The following is a 15,371-nucleotide window of genomic DNA, read 5'->3' as shown; positions in this document are numbered from 1 at the left end:
AACAAAAATGGGGTTTAGCTATGAAAGAAATGATCATTGCAACGAAGAATGCTGGAAAAGCAAAGGAATTTATCGAAATATTTTCACCAATGGGATATACAGTTAAGACATTGCTTGACTTTCCAGATGCACCAGATATTGAAGAAACCGGAGCAACATTTGAAGAAAATGCGCTCTTAAAAGCAGAAGGAATAGCGAAATATTTTAACAGAATCGTAATAGCAGATGATTCTGGTTTGGCTATTGATGCATTAGAGGGACGTCCTGGTGTATATTCCGCAAGATATGCAGGAGAGTCTAAAGATGATGAAGCAAATATTGCGAAAGTATTGGAAGAGTTAAAAGAGGTACCAGAGGAGAAGAGAACAGCACATTTTCATTGTACATTAGCACTAACTGGACCTTGTATGGAACCAGTTATTGTTGAAGGTATGTGCGATGGTGTGATTTTAACAGAGAAAAGAGGGACAAGTGGCTTTGGCTATGATCCAATATTTTATGTCCCTGCATTAGGAAAAACAATGGCGGAAATGAACGGAGAAGAAAAAAATAGCATTAGTCATCGTGGAAATGCGATAAGAAAACTACGTGAGTGGGTAAAAAATGCTGAAGGTGTGATCTAAGATGAAGGTATTAATTTGTAGTGATAGTCACGGTTTAACAAATGAGCTAATGGAAGTGAAAAAGAAGCATCAGGAAGTAGATGTTTATATTCATTGTGGAGATTCGGAACTAGACTTTAACGATCCAGCAATTCAAGGCTATCAAGTTGTTAGAGGGAATTGTGATTATGGCAACGATTTTCCTGAGCAATTGATGGTGGATTTAGGAAAAGATAAGCTTTTTGTTACACATGGGCATCTTTACCAGGTAAAATCTAGTTTGATGTCATTAAAATATAAAGCACTGGAAAATCAGGCAACGATCGTTTGCTTTGGTCACTCCCATATACTCGGATTTGAAATGATGGAAGGCATCCTTTTCATTAACCCTGGAAGTATTCATTTACCAAGAATGCCGAAGGAAAAGACTTATGTTGTTTTAGAAATTACAGATACAGAAAAAATAATCCATGTATATGAGTATGGAAAAGGTGTTCTTTACACTAAACATTTTCCGAAAGAAAATTAAATGTTCGTAATGTTATAGTAGGGAGAGAGAAAAGAAATCTGTGTCTCTTTCCTGTCTTTTCTTTTTAAAAAAAATCTTTTTTTGTTGTTGACAAACGGTAAAAAACACCATATAATAAATCTTGTCTTTGATAAACATTGTTTTTTCAAAGCAGAATATTATACTTGTCCCAGTAGCTCAGCTGGATAGAGCAACAGCCTTCTAAGCTGTGGGTCGGGGGTTCGAATCCCTCCTGGGACGTACAGTTTAATAGTCTTAAACCTTGACATGAAAGGGTTTTGGACAGATAAGGGATACTAACGCAGATTAGAACACTGTGGGAGTATCCCTTTTTTTATCCCTACAATATCCCTTTCAAATTTTCTACTACCTCCAACTAATATTTAGAGTAGGAGACAGTAAGAATGACAAAGAAAAAAGATATCTTTGAAGTAAATGCAGAAATTCCCCTTTTTAAACAAAAACTGAATACAGGTATTTCAAATACATCAACATCTGTAACAGTAGTAAAAAAGCAAATTGGCAGAAATTTAGATAGTGTAATGGAGATTATTATTCAACAAATGCAAGTTAGTGGATATAGGGAAAGAACTATTATTGACTATAACAACTATATGAAACAGTTTAGAAAAGTTACAAATATAGAATACCTTGAGGATATTACAACTGATAGCATTTATCTTTGGCTTGATTCTATGAATGTTTCTAATCAAACTAAACTGACAAGGTTAAAATGTTTAAAAGCAATTCTTGGTAAATGTTTTAATAATGGTTGGTTTAGCTCTAAGTTTTGGCATGGAATTAATATTAAAGTAGATAAGAAGGTTAAAAAAGGTGCTAAGAAAGATGATGTATTGGTATTACTATCATTATTGGACTTAAACACTTTTATTGGCTTAAGAGATGCTGTAGCTGTACTTACTCTTTATAGGACAGGGATTAGGATAAACACATTAGGTCAGCTTCAAGAAAAGCATCTTGATTTTGAAAACAAGCTGTTATGTATGGATGGTACAATTTTAAAAAATCACAAAGTTTTAAAATTACCTTTAGATGATGAATTAATACATTTAATGAAAATCTTAATAATGCAGAATAACAAAATTAGAGCATATTATGGTCAGGTAAATTCTTATTTATTTATCTCATACAAGGGTACATCACTAAATACAAAGTCAACAAACAATGCTATTTCAAAGCAACTTAATAAGTATGCTAAGATGTATGATTTAAATAACATCAATCCACATGCACTGAGAAGGGGCTATGCAAAGAATTTGTTAGACAAGGGTGCAAACCTTGCATTAATCTCAAAAGCTCTAGGACATTCCAATCTAGCTGTTACAACTCAATATCTTGATATAGATGTTGAAGAAGTTGCAGATAATCTCAGGGATTTTTTATAAAAAACATGTTTCAAGATATTTGATGACATAGGTAAACAATGATTTAAAGAAAGATACATTATTACATGAAGTTAACTTCTTAGAATATAATACATTGCATATTATTAGTGTGTATTAATCATTTTACTAGGGGGTTATGAAAATGAAAGTAAGGTCTCTTAGAGAAGTACAAGAGGAGATATCTTTAGATGCTTTTGGCCATATCTTTTGTAATGAATTAAAAAAGTGTTTAGAGAATATTGATAATTATTCCTATCAATTAAAGGATTATTTAGTTACTAAAATTGCTGGTGAATACTGCATTACAGATACTAGGAAGCTAAAGAAGCATAAACAAGATACAGGAATAGAGCTCTTTACTGAGGATAATGAAGATATGTTTTTTAAAAGATTATTAGAAGTGTTATTTGAGGATTTGAGTAATACTACAATTACAAAATTAGACTCTAAAAGTTAATCAAAGGGAGCTTATCCCTTTTTTTATTGGTATTAAATGCCTTTAGTGATATTTTCTAAGCTAGTATATTTTTCAGGTACTTCTCACTATTTTACATACCCCATCCCCCCCTATTACCCCTCTAATGTACAAAGCTTGAGTAAATGAAAAGATAAAGAGCATCCAAAGTGATTGCTCTTTTTTTTATTTCAATATTTAAAATGATTACAATTCTGAATTACTCTGAAATTCTTGGGTGTATATAGTTAGGATTATTGATATAACAACAATTCAAATTTATTAAAAATCCAAGACCATTCCTCTTTGTTGTAGAACATCCTTTTAAAACTTATCTCTATATTTACCCATTCAGTGAAAAAGATACTCCATTATTATCTGTCACAGTATTAACTTGAAAATCTAATGATAGTTTTGTACAGTCAATGAATTTTTGATTATCAGGGGGAATGTCTACTTAACATTAAAGAACTGAAAGACATGAAAGTAAAGAAAGAATTAAAAGGTTGTAAAGGATGGATAGTACAACTATTCTAAATAACTTTGTATTAAAAATAGAAACATCCAGATTAAAAAAGGAGATAATTTAATGATTAGAGAAAATGAAAAACACAAAAAACATATTTCAAAAAATATTATTCAGCAGGGAAAAACTTTATTAGCTGAAAAGCTTACTAATACAGATATAGAGCAAGAACCATTTGTCCATCTGTCAGTAAAAGAATCCTACAACTTTAAAACTGATGAAATTGATAAAAAGGTTTTTCTATCTTTAGATAAAGATTTCATATCTTCTGGTGGTTTATATAAGCTTCATCCATCAGCATTGAAAGTGTTACTTGTTATTGCTGCACATACTGATAAGGATGGATTTGCTTGGATTTCACAGGAGAAAATAGGAAAACTAATTGGACTATCAAGACAACAAGTTGGTGTAATTATTCATAAGCACCTTATTAGCAATGTCTACAATGGTAAGAAGTTGTTAGATGCAATTAAATTAAAGAAGAAAGATGGACAAGAGTTTTATTTGTATTATCCAATAAATTGTTTCTTAGATTATGAGGTATATTCAGGGGATGATGAACTATTAGGGGAATATGAAGATTTACAGGCTGTAGAAGTTAACTAAAATTATGAGTACATTTAATTAGGGGATTCCTAGGGAAAGGGGTCTCCTTATTTATCATTTTTAATTAAAGAAATGAGTAGTACTTATGTTAAAATTAGATTGTTGAAATTGTAAATTTTTAGAATTATGGCAGAGGATAAAGGGGGAAGAATAATGTCATTTACTTATAACTTATCATTTAGTAATGAAAAACTTTTGGATGGTTTAATTTACAAATTAAAAAGAATGCAGGAGCATGAATTGGCACAATTGTTAAGAGGTGCAAGTCTTTCTATTGAAACAGGTGGTTATTCTTATTATGATGGTGGTAGGGGAAGACCTGATGCCATGGCAACTAATATTTACTTGTATGTAAATCCTATAAATATTGATGGACTAGACAATGACAATACAAAGGAACTTTTAAGAGCTACTCTTGATAAATTAATACCTGCTGAAGTAGGGTATGATGTTAAAAGAGTAATTATAGAAATTGATTTGAGTAAAGACTTTGAGTTAGAGGATGATCTTATATCAGACTTGGAAAAACAATCAGATAGACTATCAGGTAAGATTCTGTCTAAAATTCTTCCTACTGATATAAAAGAAAAAGGGTATTACATGGCTGAGGTTTATACATATCTTTATGCTGTGGAAAATTCACTAAGATTGTTTATAGAGGAAGTTTGTAAAGATGTCTATGGAGATGATTATTTTAGCAAGATAACTGTACCAAACCCTCTTAGAAATACAATTACCAATAGAGTTGAAAAAGCTCAGGCTAATAAATGGCTAAGTGTAAGGGGAGACTCTAAATTATTTTACTTAGATTTTAAGGATTTAGGGGCAATTATCAGTAACAACTGGGATGTTTTTAAAAAATATTTTCCTAGTCAAGATTTTATAATTCCTAAAATTGATGAAATGGCTGAATGCAGAAATTTAATTGCACATAACAGTATTGTACATGAAACTGAGAGAAGTGTAATTAAAACCTACTATAATGTAATTTTAAAACAAATATCAAAAGGCTTTGAAGATTAATAATTTCTGTGTAATAACATTATAAAAGCTAAGCTTAAAATGTGCTTGTTATATAAAAAGCTCTGAGTTATTCTGTTATCATGAGGTAATAGAACTTTGTTAGGGAAATGTACTAATCTCTAGTTTCATAAAATTAAAAATTTAAAATGTGTTAGTTCCTTATAAAAGCCTTGCTATGAGTGTGTTTTGGCAGATAAGGAACTGTATTGTCTCAGTAGCTCAGCTGGATAGAGCAACAGCCTTCTAAGCTGTGGGTCGGGAGTTCGAATCTCTCCTGGGACGTTAAATAAAGGGAGCTCTTAGTCAACTAAGAGTTCCTTTTATTTTTTTATTGCGTTGACTAATCATAATAATTGAAGTGAACTTCCCAAATGTGGTAATATAATAGTTGGCAAATTTTCATTTTATCTAGTAATAGTAATACATACGATGTCCCAGTAGCTCAGCAGGATAGAGCGACAGCCTCCTAAGCTGTAGGTCATGAGTTCGAATCTCGTCTGGGACGCTAACATATGAAGCAAAAGAAAGCACTGCGAAATTGTTGTAGATTCAGCATTTTCCAGTGTTTTTTGTTTTGTTTAGTTGGTTTTTCTTATAAAGAGTGGTAAACTGACAAAAAATCTGATTAATAAAAGCGTGGGATGAGTGTGGTGAAAGAAGAAGCTTCAAATAACAACATTATCCTTTTCCCGAAATTAGAACAACGTCTATTACAGAAGGGGAAGGATTATTTAGATAGAGGTCGAGTAAATGAAGCAATTCCTTTACTATTAGATGCAAAAAAAATTAATAGTGAAAACCAAGATATTTTATATACGTTAACTGCTGCTTACTTAAAATTAGGGAGTATGCAAAAGGCATTAGACATTGTTGAAGAAATGTTAAATCTCGGAATTGGTGATTATTTTGAAACTACTGATATGTATATAACAATACTTTTTCAACTTCACGAGTATAAAAAAATCCAACAATTGATAACAATGTTAATGGAAGAAAATCAAATACCATTTTCTAAGATGGATCAGTATACCGAGCTACTACATCTTTGTGAGCGAATGGATGATGTGGAGAACATTGAGCATAGTCGTGAATTTGAGCCGATCGAAAATATATTTGAAGGAAATTTTACAGAAATCGTTCAAAATATTGCCCAACTAGATATCGAGCAAATCCAACATCACATAGATACTATTCGAAATTTTTTACGAGACGAAGAAGAAGATCCATTTATTAAAACGATATTGTTAAATACGTTAAAGGAAAACGATTATCGTGAGGTTGTGACCATCAAGAAATTTGGAATGGAAATGAACCTTAATGTAATGGAATATCCTTCTGTACGAGAGGTACCATTTGTAGAAGAAGTTAAGCAATTTCTATTCAAGCAATATGAACAAAAGAATCCAAGCTTAATGGAATATACAAATACCCTTTGTGAACGTTTCTTTTTCAATATTTATCCATTGGAAAGGGACTTTACGAATGTAGAATTATGGGCAAATGCCATTCTTCGTGTAGTTGACCGGTATATGAATGAAAATGAAGTAGCGGATGGTAATGATTCCCAATTCAGAATTTCTAATGGTATAGATGAAGACAAACTGCAGGAGGCACAGCAGTTTATCTTAGCAGTGGAGCAAAAATTCGTATCCCGATTTTAAACCCGTATGTATTGAAACAAATGAATCCTATGTTATAATGGTAGGGTTGAAGTAATCTGTTCTTTTTTCAAATACCTTGAAAAATATTCAAAAAGATTTCATTTTTCGGGATAGATTTTGTAGCTTTTTGAATACATTGTTGCGTATGTAGGATGTTTTGTATACAATGGACAAGGTCTACATATAAGAACAAAATAAAATGATAAATAGATGTTGGAGGGAATCGGTATGTCTGCAAAATGGGAAAAATTAGAAGGCAACCGCGGTGAATTAACCGTTGAAGTAGATGCAGCGTCATTTGACAAAGCATTAGATCAAGCATTTCAAAAAGTAGTAAAACAAGTAAATATTCCTGGATTCCGTAAAGGTAAAATACCACGTCCAATTTTTGAACAAAGATTTGGAGTAGAATCCCTTTACCAAGATGCAATTGATATTGTTCTACCTGATGCGTATGCAAAAGCTGTAGAAGAAACAGGAATTGAGCCTGTTGCATCACCAGAAGTTGATGTTGAAAACATCGGTAAAGGTGAAGGTGTTACTTTTAAAGCAGTTGTTGTTGTAAAACCAGAAGTTAAATTAGGTGAATACAAAGGCTTAGAAGTTCCAAAAGTAGATACTGAAGTTACAGAAGAAGATGTAGCAGCAGAGCTTACAGAACTTCAAAAACGTCATGCCGAGCTTGTTGTTAAGGAAGATGCACCTGCAGAAAATGGCGATACAGTTGTTATCGACTTCGAAGGTTTTGTTGATGGAGAAGCATTTGAAGGTGGAAAAGGTGAAAACTATTCACTTGAATTAGGTTCTAATTCTTTCATCCCAGGCTTCGAAGAACAGCTTGTTGGCGTTAAAGCTGGTGAAACGAAAGATGTGAATGTAACATTCCCTGAAGAATACCATGCAGCAGAGCTTGCAGGTAAACCAGCTGTATTTAAAGTAACAGTTCATGAAATTAAAGGCTTAGAATTGCCTGAGCTAGATGATGATTTTGCTGTTGATGTAGATGATGAAGTGGAAACTTTAGATGCATTAAAAACAAAAATTAAAGATCGTCTAACACATGATAAGGAACATCAAGCACAACACGAAGTGGAAAACACAGTATTAGAAAAAGCAGCTGAAAATGCTGAAATGGATATTCCAGAAGAGATGATTGAATCTGAAGTGGACCGTATGGTAAAAGAATTCGAGCAAAGATTACAAGCACAAGGCTTAAATCTAGAATTATACTCACAACTTTCCGGTCAAGATACTGATTCATTAAAAGAACAAATGAAAGACGATGCAGCAAAACGAGTTCGCGTGAGCTTAACTCTTGAAGCTATTGTAAAAGCAGAAAATATTGAAGTAACAGATGAAGAAGTAGAAGCAGAACTTCAAAATATGTCTGAAATGTACAATATGCCAGTAGACCAAATCAAACAATTATTAGGATCTACTGACAGCATTAAAGAAGATTTAAAAATGAATAAAGCAGTTAAACTACTTGTTGAAACAAGCAAAACTGTTGCATAATAGTGTAAAGAGATTCTTTTATTAATTTCATAAAACAAGGTGCAATTTATTGTACCTTGTTTTATCCTAACTAAAAAAAGAATCATTTTTTTTACAATCAATACATAATTTAGCTAAAAATTGTACATAATAAATATCTAACTCTTTGACCTTTAACCTTCGAGCGAAAAAAATACATACGAATACATAATAATAGTTCTAGTTTTTACCGCCTATTAATACGATTACTTAGTACAAACTATACATAATCTGTTTCGAGTCTTTTTATTACCTGTTTGATACTCAATATGCTACAATTCCATTACATATAAGAATAGAGAAATTCATTCTTAGATGACCTTTTGAATTTATTGACCAGGTTTTCATGTTTCAAAAACAGCCTCTTTGTTTTAACTTTGTAAATCTCGGGTTAGGTAGATGAGAAAAAATTTTTAAGGGGTGAACAATATGTTTAAATTCAATGATGAAAAAGGACAATTGAAGTGTTCTTTTTGCGGAAAAACTCAAGACCAAGTTCGTAAATTAGTTGCTGGTCCAGGCGTTTATATATGTGATGAATGTATTGAATTATGTACGGAAATTGTGGAAGAAGAGTTAGGAACAGAAGAAGAAGTTGAGTTTAAAGATGTTCCGAAGCCAATCGAAATCCGTGAAATATTAGATGAGTATGTTATTGGTCAAGATCAAGCGAAAAAGACTTTGGCGGTTGCTGTCTACAACCATTACAAACGGATTAATTCCAAGAGTAAAGTGGATGATGTTGAATTAGCGAAAAGTAATATTAGCTTAATTGGACCAACTGGTAGCGGGAAAACATTACTTGCTCAAACGTTAGCTCGGATTTTAAATGTTCCTTTCGCAATTGCTGATGCAACTTCTCTAACAGAAGCAGGCTATGTTGGAGAAGACGTAGAAAATATTTTATTAAAATTAATTCAAGCAGCTGATTATGACGTTGAACGTGCAGAAAAAGGTATTATTTATATTGATGAAATCGATAAAATTGCCCGTAAGTCAGAAAATCCATCAATTACACGGGATGTTTCTGGTGAAGGTGTTCAGCAGGCATTATTGAAAATTTTAGAAGGTACGGTTGCAAGCGTTCCACCTCAAGGCGGGAGAAAACATCCACACCAGGAATTTATTCAAATTGATACAACGAATATTTTATTTATCTGTGGTGGAGCATTTGATGGTGTTGAACAAATTATTAAACGCCGTCTAGGTAAGAAAGTCATCGGCTTTGGTTCAGATGCCAAAAAAGAAGATGAAGAGAAAGATCTATTAACAAAGGTATTACCGGAAGATTTGTTACAATTCGGTTTAATTCCGGAATTTATCGGTCGTATACCTGTCATTGCAACATTAGAGCGATTAGATGAAGATGCATTAGTTTCCATTTTAACAAAACCAAAAAATGCACTTGCAAAGCAATTTAAAAAATTATTAGAGTTGGATAATGTTGAATTGGAGTTTGAAGAAGAGGCATTGCGTGAAATAGCGAAAAAAGCAATTGAACGAAAAACTGGTGCGCGTGGTTTACGTTCCATTGTGGAAGGTATTATGTTGGACGTAATGTTTGAATTGCCTTCTCGAGATGATATTGCAAAATGTATCATTACAAAAGAAACGATTCTAGATAACAAACGTCCGTCATTAGTATTAAAAGATGGTACAGTAATTGAACACGAGGAAAAAACAGCGTAAAAATACTCTATAATAATAGACGAATTTTAACCGAGCAAGCAGGAAGCAAGTTCCTGTTTGCTCGGTTTTTTTATTTGGATTGGTTGCGTATAGGCAGATATGAATTCAGAAAAAAATGAATATAGAGAAGTAGCATTTCTCTCCATAAAATCTTGTTTATTCCATAATTGAAAGGGAGATACTAATGGACATACAGAAAAATTATCATCTTATGGAGGGAATACATATGAGCTTAACAGGCATCGTCTTACTAATTCAATTATTTTTCGGAGTTGTTATTGGATTATATTTTTGGAACTTATTAAAGAATCAACGGTCCCAAAAAGTAAGTATAGACCGAGAGTCACGAAAGGAAATGGATCAATTAAAGAAAATGCGTTCCATCAAGCTCTCGGAGCCATTAGCAGAAATGGTTCGCCCGACGACTTTCGCTGATATTATCGGACAAGAGGATGGAATAAAAGCATTAAAAGCCGCATTATGTGGTCCAAATCCACAGCATGTGATTATTTATGGCCCTCCAGGAATAGGCAAAACAGCGGCAGCTCGTTTAGTATTAGAAGAAGCAAAGAAAATGGAGAAGTCACCATTTAAAAGAGATGCAAAGTTTGTCGAGTTAGATGCTACAACCGCTCGCTTTGACGAACGCGGGATTGCAGACCCATTAATTGGTTCTGTCCATGACCCGATTTACCAAGGTGCTGGGGCAATGGGGCAAGCGGGAATTCCACAGCCAAAACAAGGTGCTGTAACTAACGCCCATGGTGGTGTTCTATTTATTGATGAAATTGGCGAATTACATCCAATTCAAATGAATAAGCTGCTAAAGGTGTTAGAAGATCGAAAAGTTTATTTAGAAAGTGCTTATTATAGTGAGGAAAACACACATATTCCGAGCTTTATACATGATATTTTTAAAAATGGATTACCTGCTGATTTTCGATTAATTGGTGCTACCACAAGATCCCCTGACGAGATTCCACCAGCAATTCGTTCACGCTGTATGGAAATATATTTCCGAGAATTAGATCAAGAGGAATTGAAGCAAGTAGTAAAACGTGCCGCAGATAAAGTAAACCTTTCAATAAGTGAATATGGAATTAAAAAGCTTTCCCAATATGCGAAAAATGGTAGAGAAGCAGTAAACATGGTTCAAATTGCAGCAGGGCTAGCGATTACAGATGATCGTCACAACATTAAAGACGAGGATGTTGATTGGGTTATCCATTCCAGTCAGCTTTCTCCTAAACTTAGTAATAAAATATTACCAAAGCCTCATATCGGTCTTGTTAATGGGCTTGCGGTTTATGGACCAAATAGTGGGGCATTATTAGAAATTGAGGTAACGGTCATCCCGGCCATGGATAAAGGATCAATTAATGTAACAGGGATTGTGGAGGAAGAAAGTATTGGCGGACAAGGAAAATCGATTAGAAGAAAAAGTATGGCGAAAGGGTCAATAGAAAATGTAATTACCATTTTACGTTCGTTTGGAGTTCCCGCAGATGAATATGATATTCATGTTAATTTTCCGGGAGGAATCCCCGTAGATGGTCCATCAGCTGGTATTGCAATGGCAACAGGTATTTATTCGGCGATTTACAAAATGCCCGTGAAAAATACGATTGCAATGACTGGTGAAATAACCATTCATGGCAAGGTTAAACCAGTTGGTGGAGTGTATACAAAAATTAAGGCTGCAAAGAAAGCTGGTGCAAAAACGGTGATTATTCCTGCGGAAAATATGGAATCCATTATCACGACGATTGAGGATATGGAGATTATCCCAGTACAGCACATTAAAGAAGTATTTGAATTAGCGTTAGTGAAAAATGAAATAAAAGAGGTAGTCGATCATACTGCCGTATTCTCGTACCAAGAACAGAAGAAAGAAAGCATATAATCTTGTTTCGTTAATATGATATAACATTATGATAAAACTTCCTTTGTTTTCTCGGTTTGTTGTATAAGCAAGCCGGATTTTTTTGAACTTATATTAGCTCCTTGTAAATAAATTCAACTATTTAAGCAAATCTCTATCGTTCTGGATTATTGGAAAAAGTAAAACTACAGAACCTAGCTGCGGCTCCTAGTGGCTAGCAAACTTCGCCAGCCCTCCGTACGATAAGTCAACATCGATTCAGAGGCGTATCATGTTTCCTTTATCTCCTGCGGACTGGCTCCAGTTTGTACGCCACAAATCAGTCGCCTCGATTTTTGATTAGTATTATTTGTTGGGGTGCGGTAAAATATAGGATAAGCGAAAAATTGTAACAATCTGCACCTTTACAGTTGCAAGAAGAAACTGTTTGCTTTAATATACGTAAAGCATATACATAATAATGATAAAGAAATAAGGAGGTTTACATATGAGTGAACAACAAAGAACGATAGTTCCCCTCCTGCCGCTTCGAGGTTTGTTAGTGTTCCCAACAATGGTGCTTCATCTTGATGTTGGAAGAGATAAGTCCGTACAAGCTCTTGAAAAGGCGATGATGGATGAGCATTTAATATTTTTAACCACTCAGAAGGATGTCTCAATCGATGACCCCGAAGAAGAGGATCTATATGAAGTAGGAACTTTAGCGCGGGTTAAGCAAATGCTGAAACTACCAAACGGAACGATACGTGTGCTTGTTGAAGGCTTGAATCGGGGGAAAATTGAAGAATTTATTAATCATGAAGATTATTTTTCTGTTTCCATCAGCTTGTTCGAAAACGATGCGAAAAAGGATGCAGAAGATGAAGCGCTAATGCGAACCATCCTTGATTATTTCGAGCAATACATAAAAATGTCGAAAAAGATTTCTGCAGAAACATTAGCAACTGTTCAAGATATTGAGGAGCCGGGTAGGTTGGCGGATATAGTGACTTCTCATTTACCATTGAAGCTCAAGGATAAACAAGAATTATTAGAAACAGTAAATGTCAAACAAAGACTAAACCGTGTGGTCAAAATTTTAAACAATGAAAAAGAAGTAATTCAGTTAGAGAAAAAAATTGGCCAACGCGTGAAACGCTCAATGGAAAGAACACAAAAAGAATATTATTTACGTGAACAAATGAAGGCGATTCAAAAAGAACTTGGCGATAAAGAAGGGAAAACGGGAGAAGTTCAAGATTTAAAGGAAAAAATTGAACAGGCTAATATGCCGGAGCATGTTTATAATGCTGCTATAAAAGAACTGAACCGTTATGAAAAAATTCCTAGTACTTCTGCAGAAAGCTCTGTCATTCGAAATTACTTAGATTGGCTAATCGCTCTTCCGTGGACAAGGGCTACAAAAGATGATATCAATATCCCGAAAGCAGAAAAAGTTTTAAATGAAGATCATTACGGCTTGGAAAAGGTGAAAGAACGGGTACTAGAATATTTAGCTGTTCAGAAGCTAACCAAGTCATTAAAAGGCCCAATCCTTTGTCTAGTTGGTCCACCAGGGGTAGGTAAAACAAGTTTAGCAAAATCAATTGCTAGATCACTGAATCGAAACTTCATCCGTGTATCTTTAGGTGGTGTTCGTGATGAATCAGAAATTCGTGGCCATAGACGTACGTATGTTGGGGCAATGCCTGGAAGAATCATTCAAGGGATGCGAAAAGCAGGAACTATTAACCCTGTATTTTTACTTGATGAAATAGATAAAATGTCCAATGATTTCCGCGGCGATCCATCTTCCGCTATGCTGGAGGTATTAGATCCAGAACAAAATAAAAACTTCAGTGATCATTATATTGAAGAAACATATGACCTATCGAAAGTTCTATTTATAGCTACAGCAAATGATTTATCTACCATTCCAGGACCACTGCGAGACAGAATGGAGATTATTTCCATCGCCGGTTATACGGAGTTAGAAAAGCTTCATATTGCAAAGGACTATTTAGTACCGAAACAAATTAAAGAGCATGGAATGAATAAACAACAGTTACAAATTCGCGACGAGGCAATTACACAAATCATTCGTTACTACACAAGGGAAGCAGGAGTTCGTGGACTAGAACGACAAATTGCCACCATCTGTAGAAAGACTGCACGTATCATTACTTCTGAAGAGAAAAAGCGCGTAATCGTAACGAATAAAAATATTGAGGAATTCCTTGGAAAGAAAATTTTCCATTATGGTCAAGCGGAAATTGAAGATCAGGTTGGGGTTGCTACTGGTTTAGCGTATACTACCTTTGGTGGAGACACGCTACAAATTGAAGTTGCCCTTGCTCCAGGAAAAGGCAAGCTTGTCTTAACTGGTAAGCTTGGCGATGTAATGAAAGAATCTGCTCAAGCAGCATTTAGCTATGTCCGTTCAAAAGCAGAGCACTTAAATATAGATCCTGATTTCTATGAAAAGTATGATATTCATATCCATGTTCCGGAAGGAGCAGTTCCAAAGGATGGTCCTTCCGCTGGAGTAACGATGACAACAGCACTTGTTTCTGCTCTAACAGGAAAGGCCATCCATAAAGAAGTAGGTATGACTGGAGAAATTACATTACGCGGACGAGTATTACCTATTGGTGGCTTAAAAGAAAAAACATTAAGTGCCCATCGTGCCGGATTAACGAAAATAATCTTTCCGAAGGATAATGAAAAGGATTTAGAGGATATTCCAGAAAGTGTGAAAAGTGATTTAACTTTTGTTGCGGTATCCCATGTAGATGAAGTATTAAAACATGCGTTAGTTGGTGAAACATTTGAAAATTAAAAGTGCAGAATTTATAATTAGTGCAGTTTCTAAAGCACAATATCCAGAAGGTAACCTACCGGAAATCGCGCTTGCTGGGCGCTCCAATGTAGGAAAATCTTCGTTTATCAATAAGCTACTCAATCGACGAAACTTGGCAAGAACATCGTCTAAACCTGGAAAAACACAAACGTTAAATTATTACTTTATTAATGAAAGCTTTTATTTTGTAGATGTTCCTGGGTATGGTTATGCGAAAACGTCGAAGACAGAACGAGCTGCCTGGGGGAAAATGATTGAAAGCTATCTCATGGGTCGACCACAATTACAATGTGTTATTTCCCTAGTGGACTTAAGACATCCACCTTCCAAGGATGACGTCTTAATGTATAATTTTTTAAAGCATTATGAGATTCCCGTAATTGTGGTTGCAACGAAGGCTGATAAAATCCCGCGTGGAAAATGGCAAAAGCATTTAAAAGTCGTTAAAGAAACATTAGATGTAGATCCGCGAGACCCAGTTGTATTATTCTCTTCTGAAACTGGTCTCGGAAAAGAAGAAGCATGGCAAGAAATTCAAAAGTTTCTTCATGATGAAAGCGAAGAAGAAACGAATGAAGATTCAATAAACGAAGAATAGACAAAAAAGGTGTCCAACCCTGT

General features: G+C 34.4%; 12 protein-coding genes and 3 tRNA genes. All 15 read left to right on the top strand.

Going from position 1 to position 15,371, the window contains the following annotated elements; all coding sequences use genetic code 11:
- Positions 1-20: 20 nt before the first annotated feature.
- A complete protein-coding gene (locus tag OEV98_RS10820; protein ID WP_263073287.1) occupies positions 21-623 on the top strand; it encodes an XTP/dITP diphosphatase in 603 nt (200 codons plus the stop codon).
- Position 624: 1 nt separating this feature from the next.
- Positions 625-1,131: a metallophosphoesterase family protein gene (locus OEV98_RS10815; protein WP_263073286.1), complete on the top strand. Its 507-nt coding sequence runs from the start codon at positions 625-627 to the stop codon at positions 1,129-1,131.
- Between the two features lie 166 nt (positions 1,132-1,297).
- Positions 1,298-1,371 (top strand) — tRNA-Arg (locus OEV98_RS10810).
- Between the two features lie 164 nt (positions 1,372-1,535).
- The gene (locus OEV98_RS10805) at positions 1,536-2,537 is read left to right on the top strand and encodes a tyrosine-type recombinase/integrase (RefSeq protein WP_263073285.1); all 1,002 of its coding nucleotides are present in this window, start codon (positions 1,536-1,538) and stop codon (positions 2,535-2,537) included.
- A gap of 142 nt (positions 2,538-2,679) precedes the next feature.
- Positions 2,680-2,994 (top strand): hypothetical protein, encoded by a 315-nt coding sequence (locus OEV98_RS10800; protein WP_263073284.1) that lies wholly within the window; start codon positions 2,680-2,682, stop codon positions 2,992-2,994.
- 586 nt (positions 2,995-3,580) lie between these two features.
- Positions 3,581-4,123, top strand: coding sequence for a helix-turn-helix domain-containing protein (locus OEV98_RS10795; protein WP_263073283.1), 543 nt, complete (start codon positions 3,581-3,583; stop codon positions 4,121-4,123).
- Between the two features lie 153 nt (positions 4,124-4,276).
- Entirely contained in the window at positions 4,277-5,146 is an 870-nt protein-coding gene (locus OEV98_RS10790; protein WP_263073282.1) for a Swt1 family HEPN domain-containing protein, read from the top strand.
- A 208-nt stretch (positions 5,147-5,354) separates the two neighbouring features.
- A tRNA-Arg gene (locus tag OEV98_RS10785) sits at positions 5,355-5,428 on the top strand.
- 149 nt (positions 5,429-5,577) lie between these two features.
- A tRNA-Arg gene (locus tag OEV98_RS10780) sits at positions 5,578-5,651 on the top strand.
- Between the two features lie 145 nt (positions 5,652-5,796).
- Entirely contained in the window at positions 5,797-6,807 is a 1,011-nt protein-coding gene (locus OEV98_RS10775) for a tetratricopeptide repeat protein (protein WP_263073281.1), read from the top strand.
- Positions 6,808-7,035: 228 nt separating this feature from the next.
- Entirely contained in the window at positions 7,036-8,322 is a 1,287-nt protein-coding gene (gene tig / locus OEV98_RS10770) for a trigger factor (protein ID WP_263073280.1), read from the top strand.
- Between the two features lie 447 nt (positions 8,323-8,769).
- A complete protein-coding gene (clpX, locus tag OEV98_RS10765) occupies positions 8,770-10,029 on the top strand; it encodes an ATP-dependent protease ATP-binding subunit ClpX (RefSeq protein WP_263073279.1) in 1,260 nt (419 codons plus the stop codon).
- 226 nt (positions 10,030-10,255) lie between these two features.
- Entirely contained in the window at positions 10,256-11,932 is a 1,677-nt protein-coding gene (gene lonB, locus OEV98_RS10760) for an ATP-dependent protease LonB (RefSeq protein ID WP_263073278.1), read from the top strand.
- A gap of 466 nt (positions 11,933-12,398) precedes the next feature.
- Complete coding sequence (gene lon / locus OEV98_RS10755) at positions 12,399-14,729, top strand: endopeptidase La (RefSeq protein WP_263073277.1); 2,331 nt, start codon at positions 12,399-12,401, stop codon at positions 14,727-14,729.
- Positions 14,719-15,348, top strand: coding sequence for a ribosome biogenesis GTP-binding protein YihA/YsxC (yihA, locus tag OEV98_RS10750; protein WP_263073276.1), 630 nt, complete (start codon positions 14,719-14,721; stop codon positions 15,346-15,348). Before lon ends, yihA begins: the two co-directional genes overlap by 11 nt.
- The last annotated feature ends 23 nt before the right edge of the window (positions 15,349-15,371 follow it).

It is taken from the genome of Perspicuibacillus lycopersici (assembly GCF_025660475.1).
In the GTDB taxonomy this organism is placed as follows: Bacteria; Bacillota; Bacilli; order Bacillales; family Caldibacillaceae; genus Perspicuibacillus; species Perspicuibacillus lycopersici.
The sequence above is the reverse complement of the archived record's forward strand: the minus strand, read 5'-3'. Positions and strand labels throughout refer to the sequence as shown.

Bases quoted from the DNA above. Each gene is read 5' to 3' on its own strand.
- OEV98_RS10820 (WP_263073287.1), top strand. From the start codon at position 21: ATGAAAGAAATGATCATTGCAACGAAGAATGCTGGAAAAGCAAAGGAA.
- OEV98_RS10815 (WP_263073286.1), top strand. From the start codon at position 625: ATGAAGGTATTAATTTGTAGTGATAGTCACGGTTTAACAAATGAGCTA.
- OEV98_RS10805 (WP_263073285.1), top strand. From the start codon at position 1,536: ATGACAAAGAAAAAAGATATCTTTGAAGTAAATGCAGAAATTCCCCTT.
- OEV98_RS10800 (WP_263073284.1), top strand. From the start codon at position 2,680: ATGAAAGTAAGGTCTCTTAGAGAAGTACAAGAGGAGATATCTTTAGAT.
- OEV98_RS10795 (WP_263073283.1), top strand. From the start codon at position 3,581: ATGATTAGAGAAAATGAAAAACACAAAAAACATATTTCAAAAAATATT.
- OEV98_RS10790 (WP_263073282.1), top strand. From the start codon at position 4,277: ATGTCATTTACTTATAACTTATCATTTAGTAATGAAAAACTTTTGGAT.
- tig (WP_263073280.1), top strand. From the start codon at position 7,036: ATGTCTGCAAAATGGGAAAAATTAGAAGGCAACCGCGGTGAATTAACC.
- clpX (WP_263073279.1), top strand. From the start codon at position 8,770: ATGTTTAAATTCAATGATGAAAAAGGACAATTGAAGTGTTCTTTTTGC.
- lonB (WP_263073278.1), top strand. From the start codon at position 10,256: ATGAGCTTAACAGGCATCGTCTTACTAATTCAATTATTTTTCGGAGTT.
- lon (WP_263073277.1), top strand. From the start codon at position 12,399: ATGAGTGAACAACAAAGAACGATAGTTCCCCTCCTGCCGCTTCGAGGT.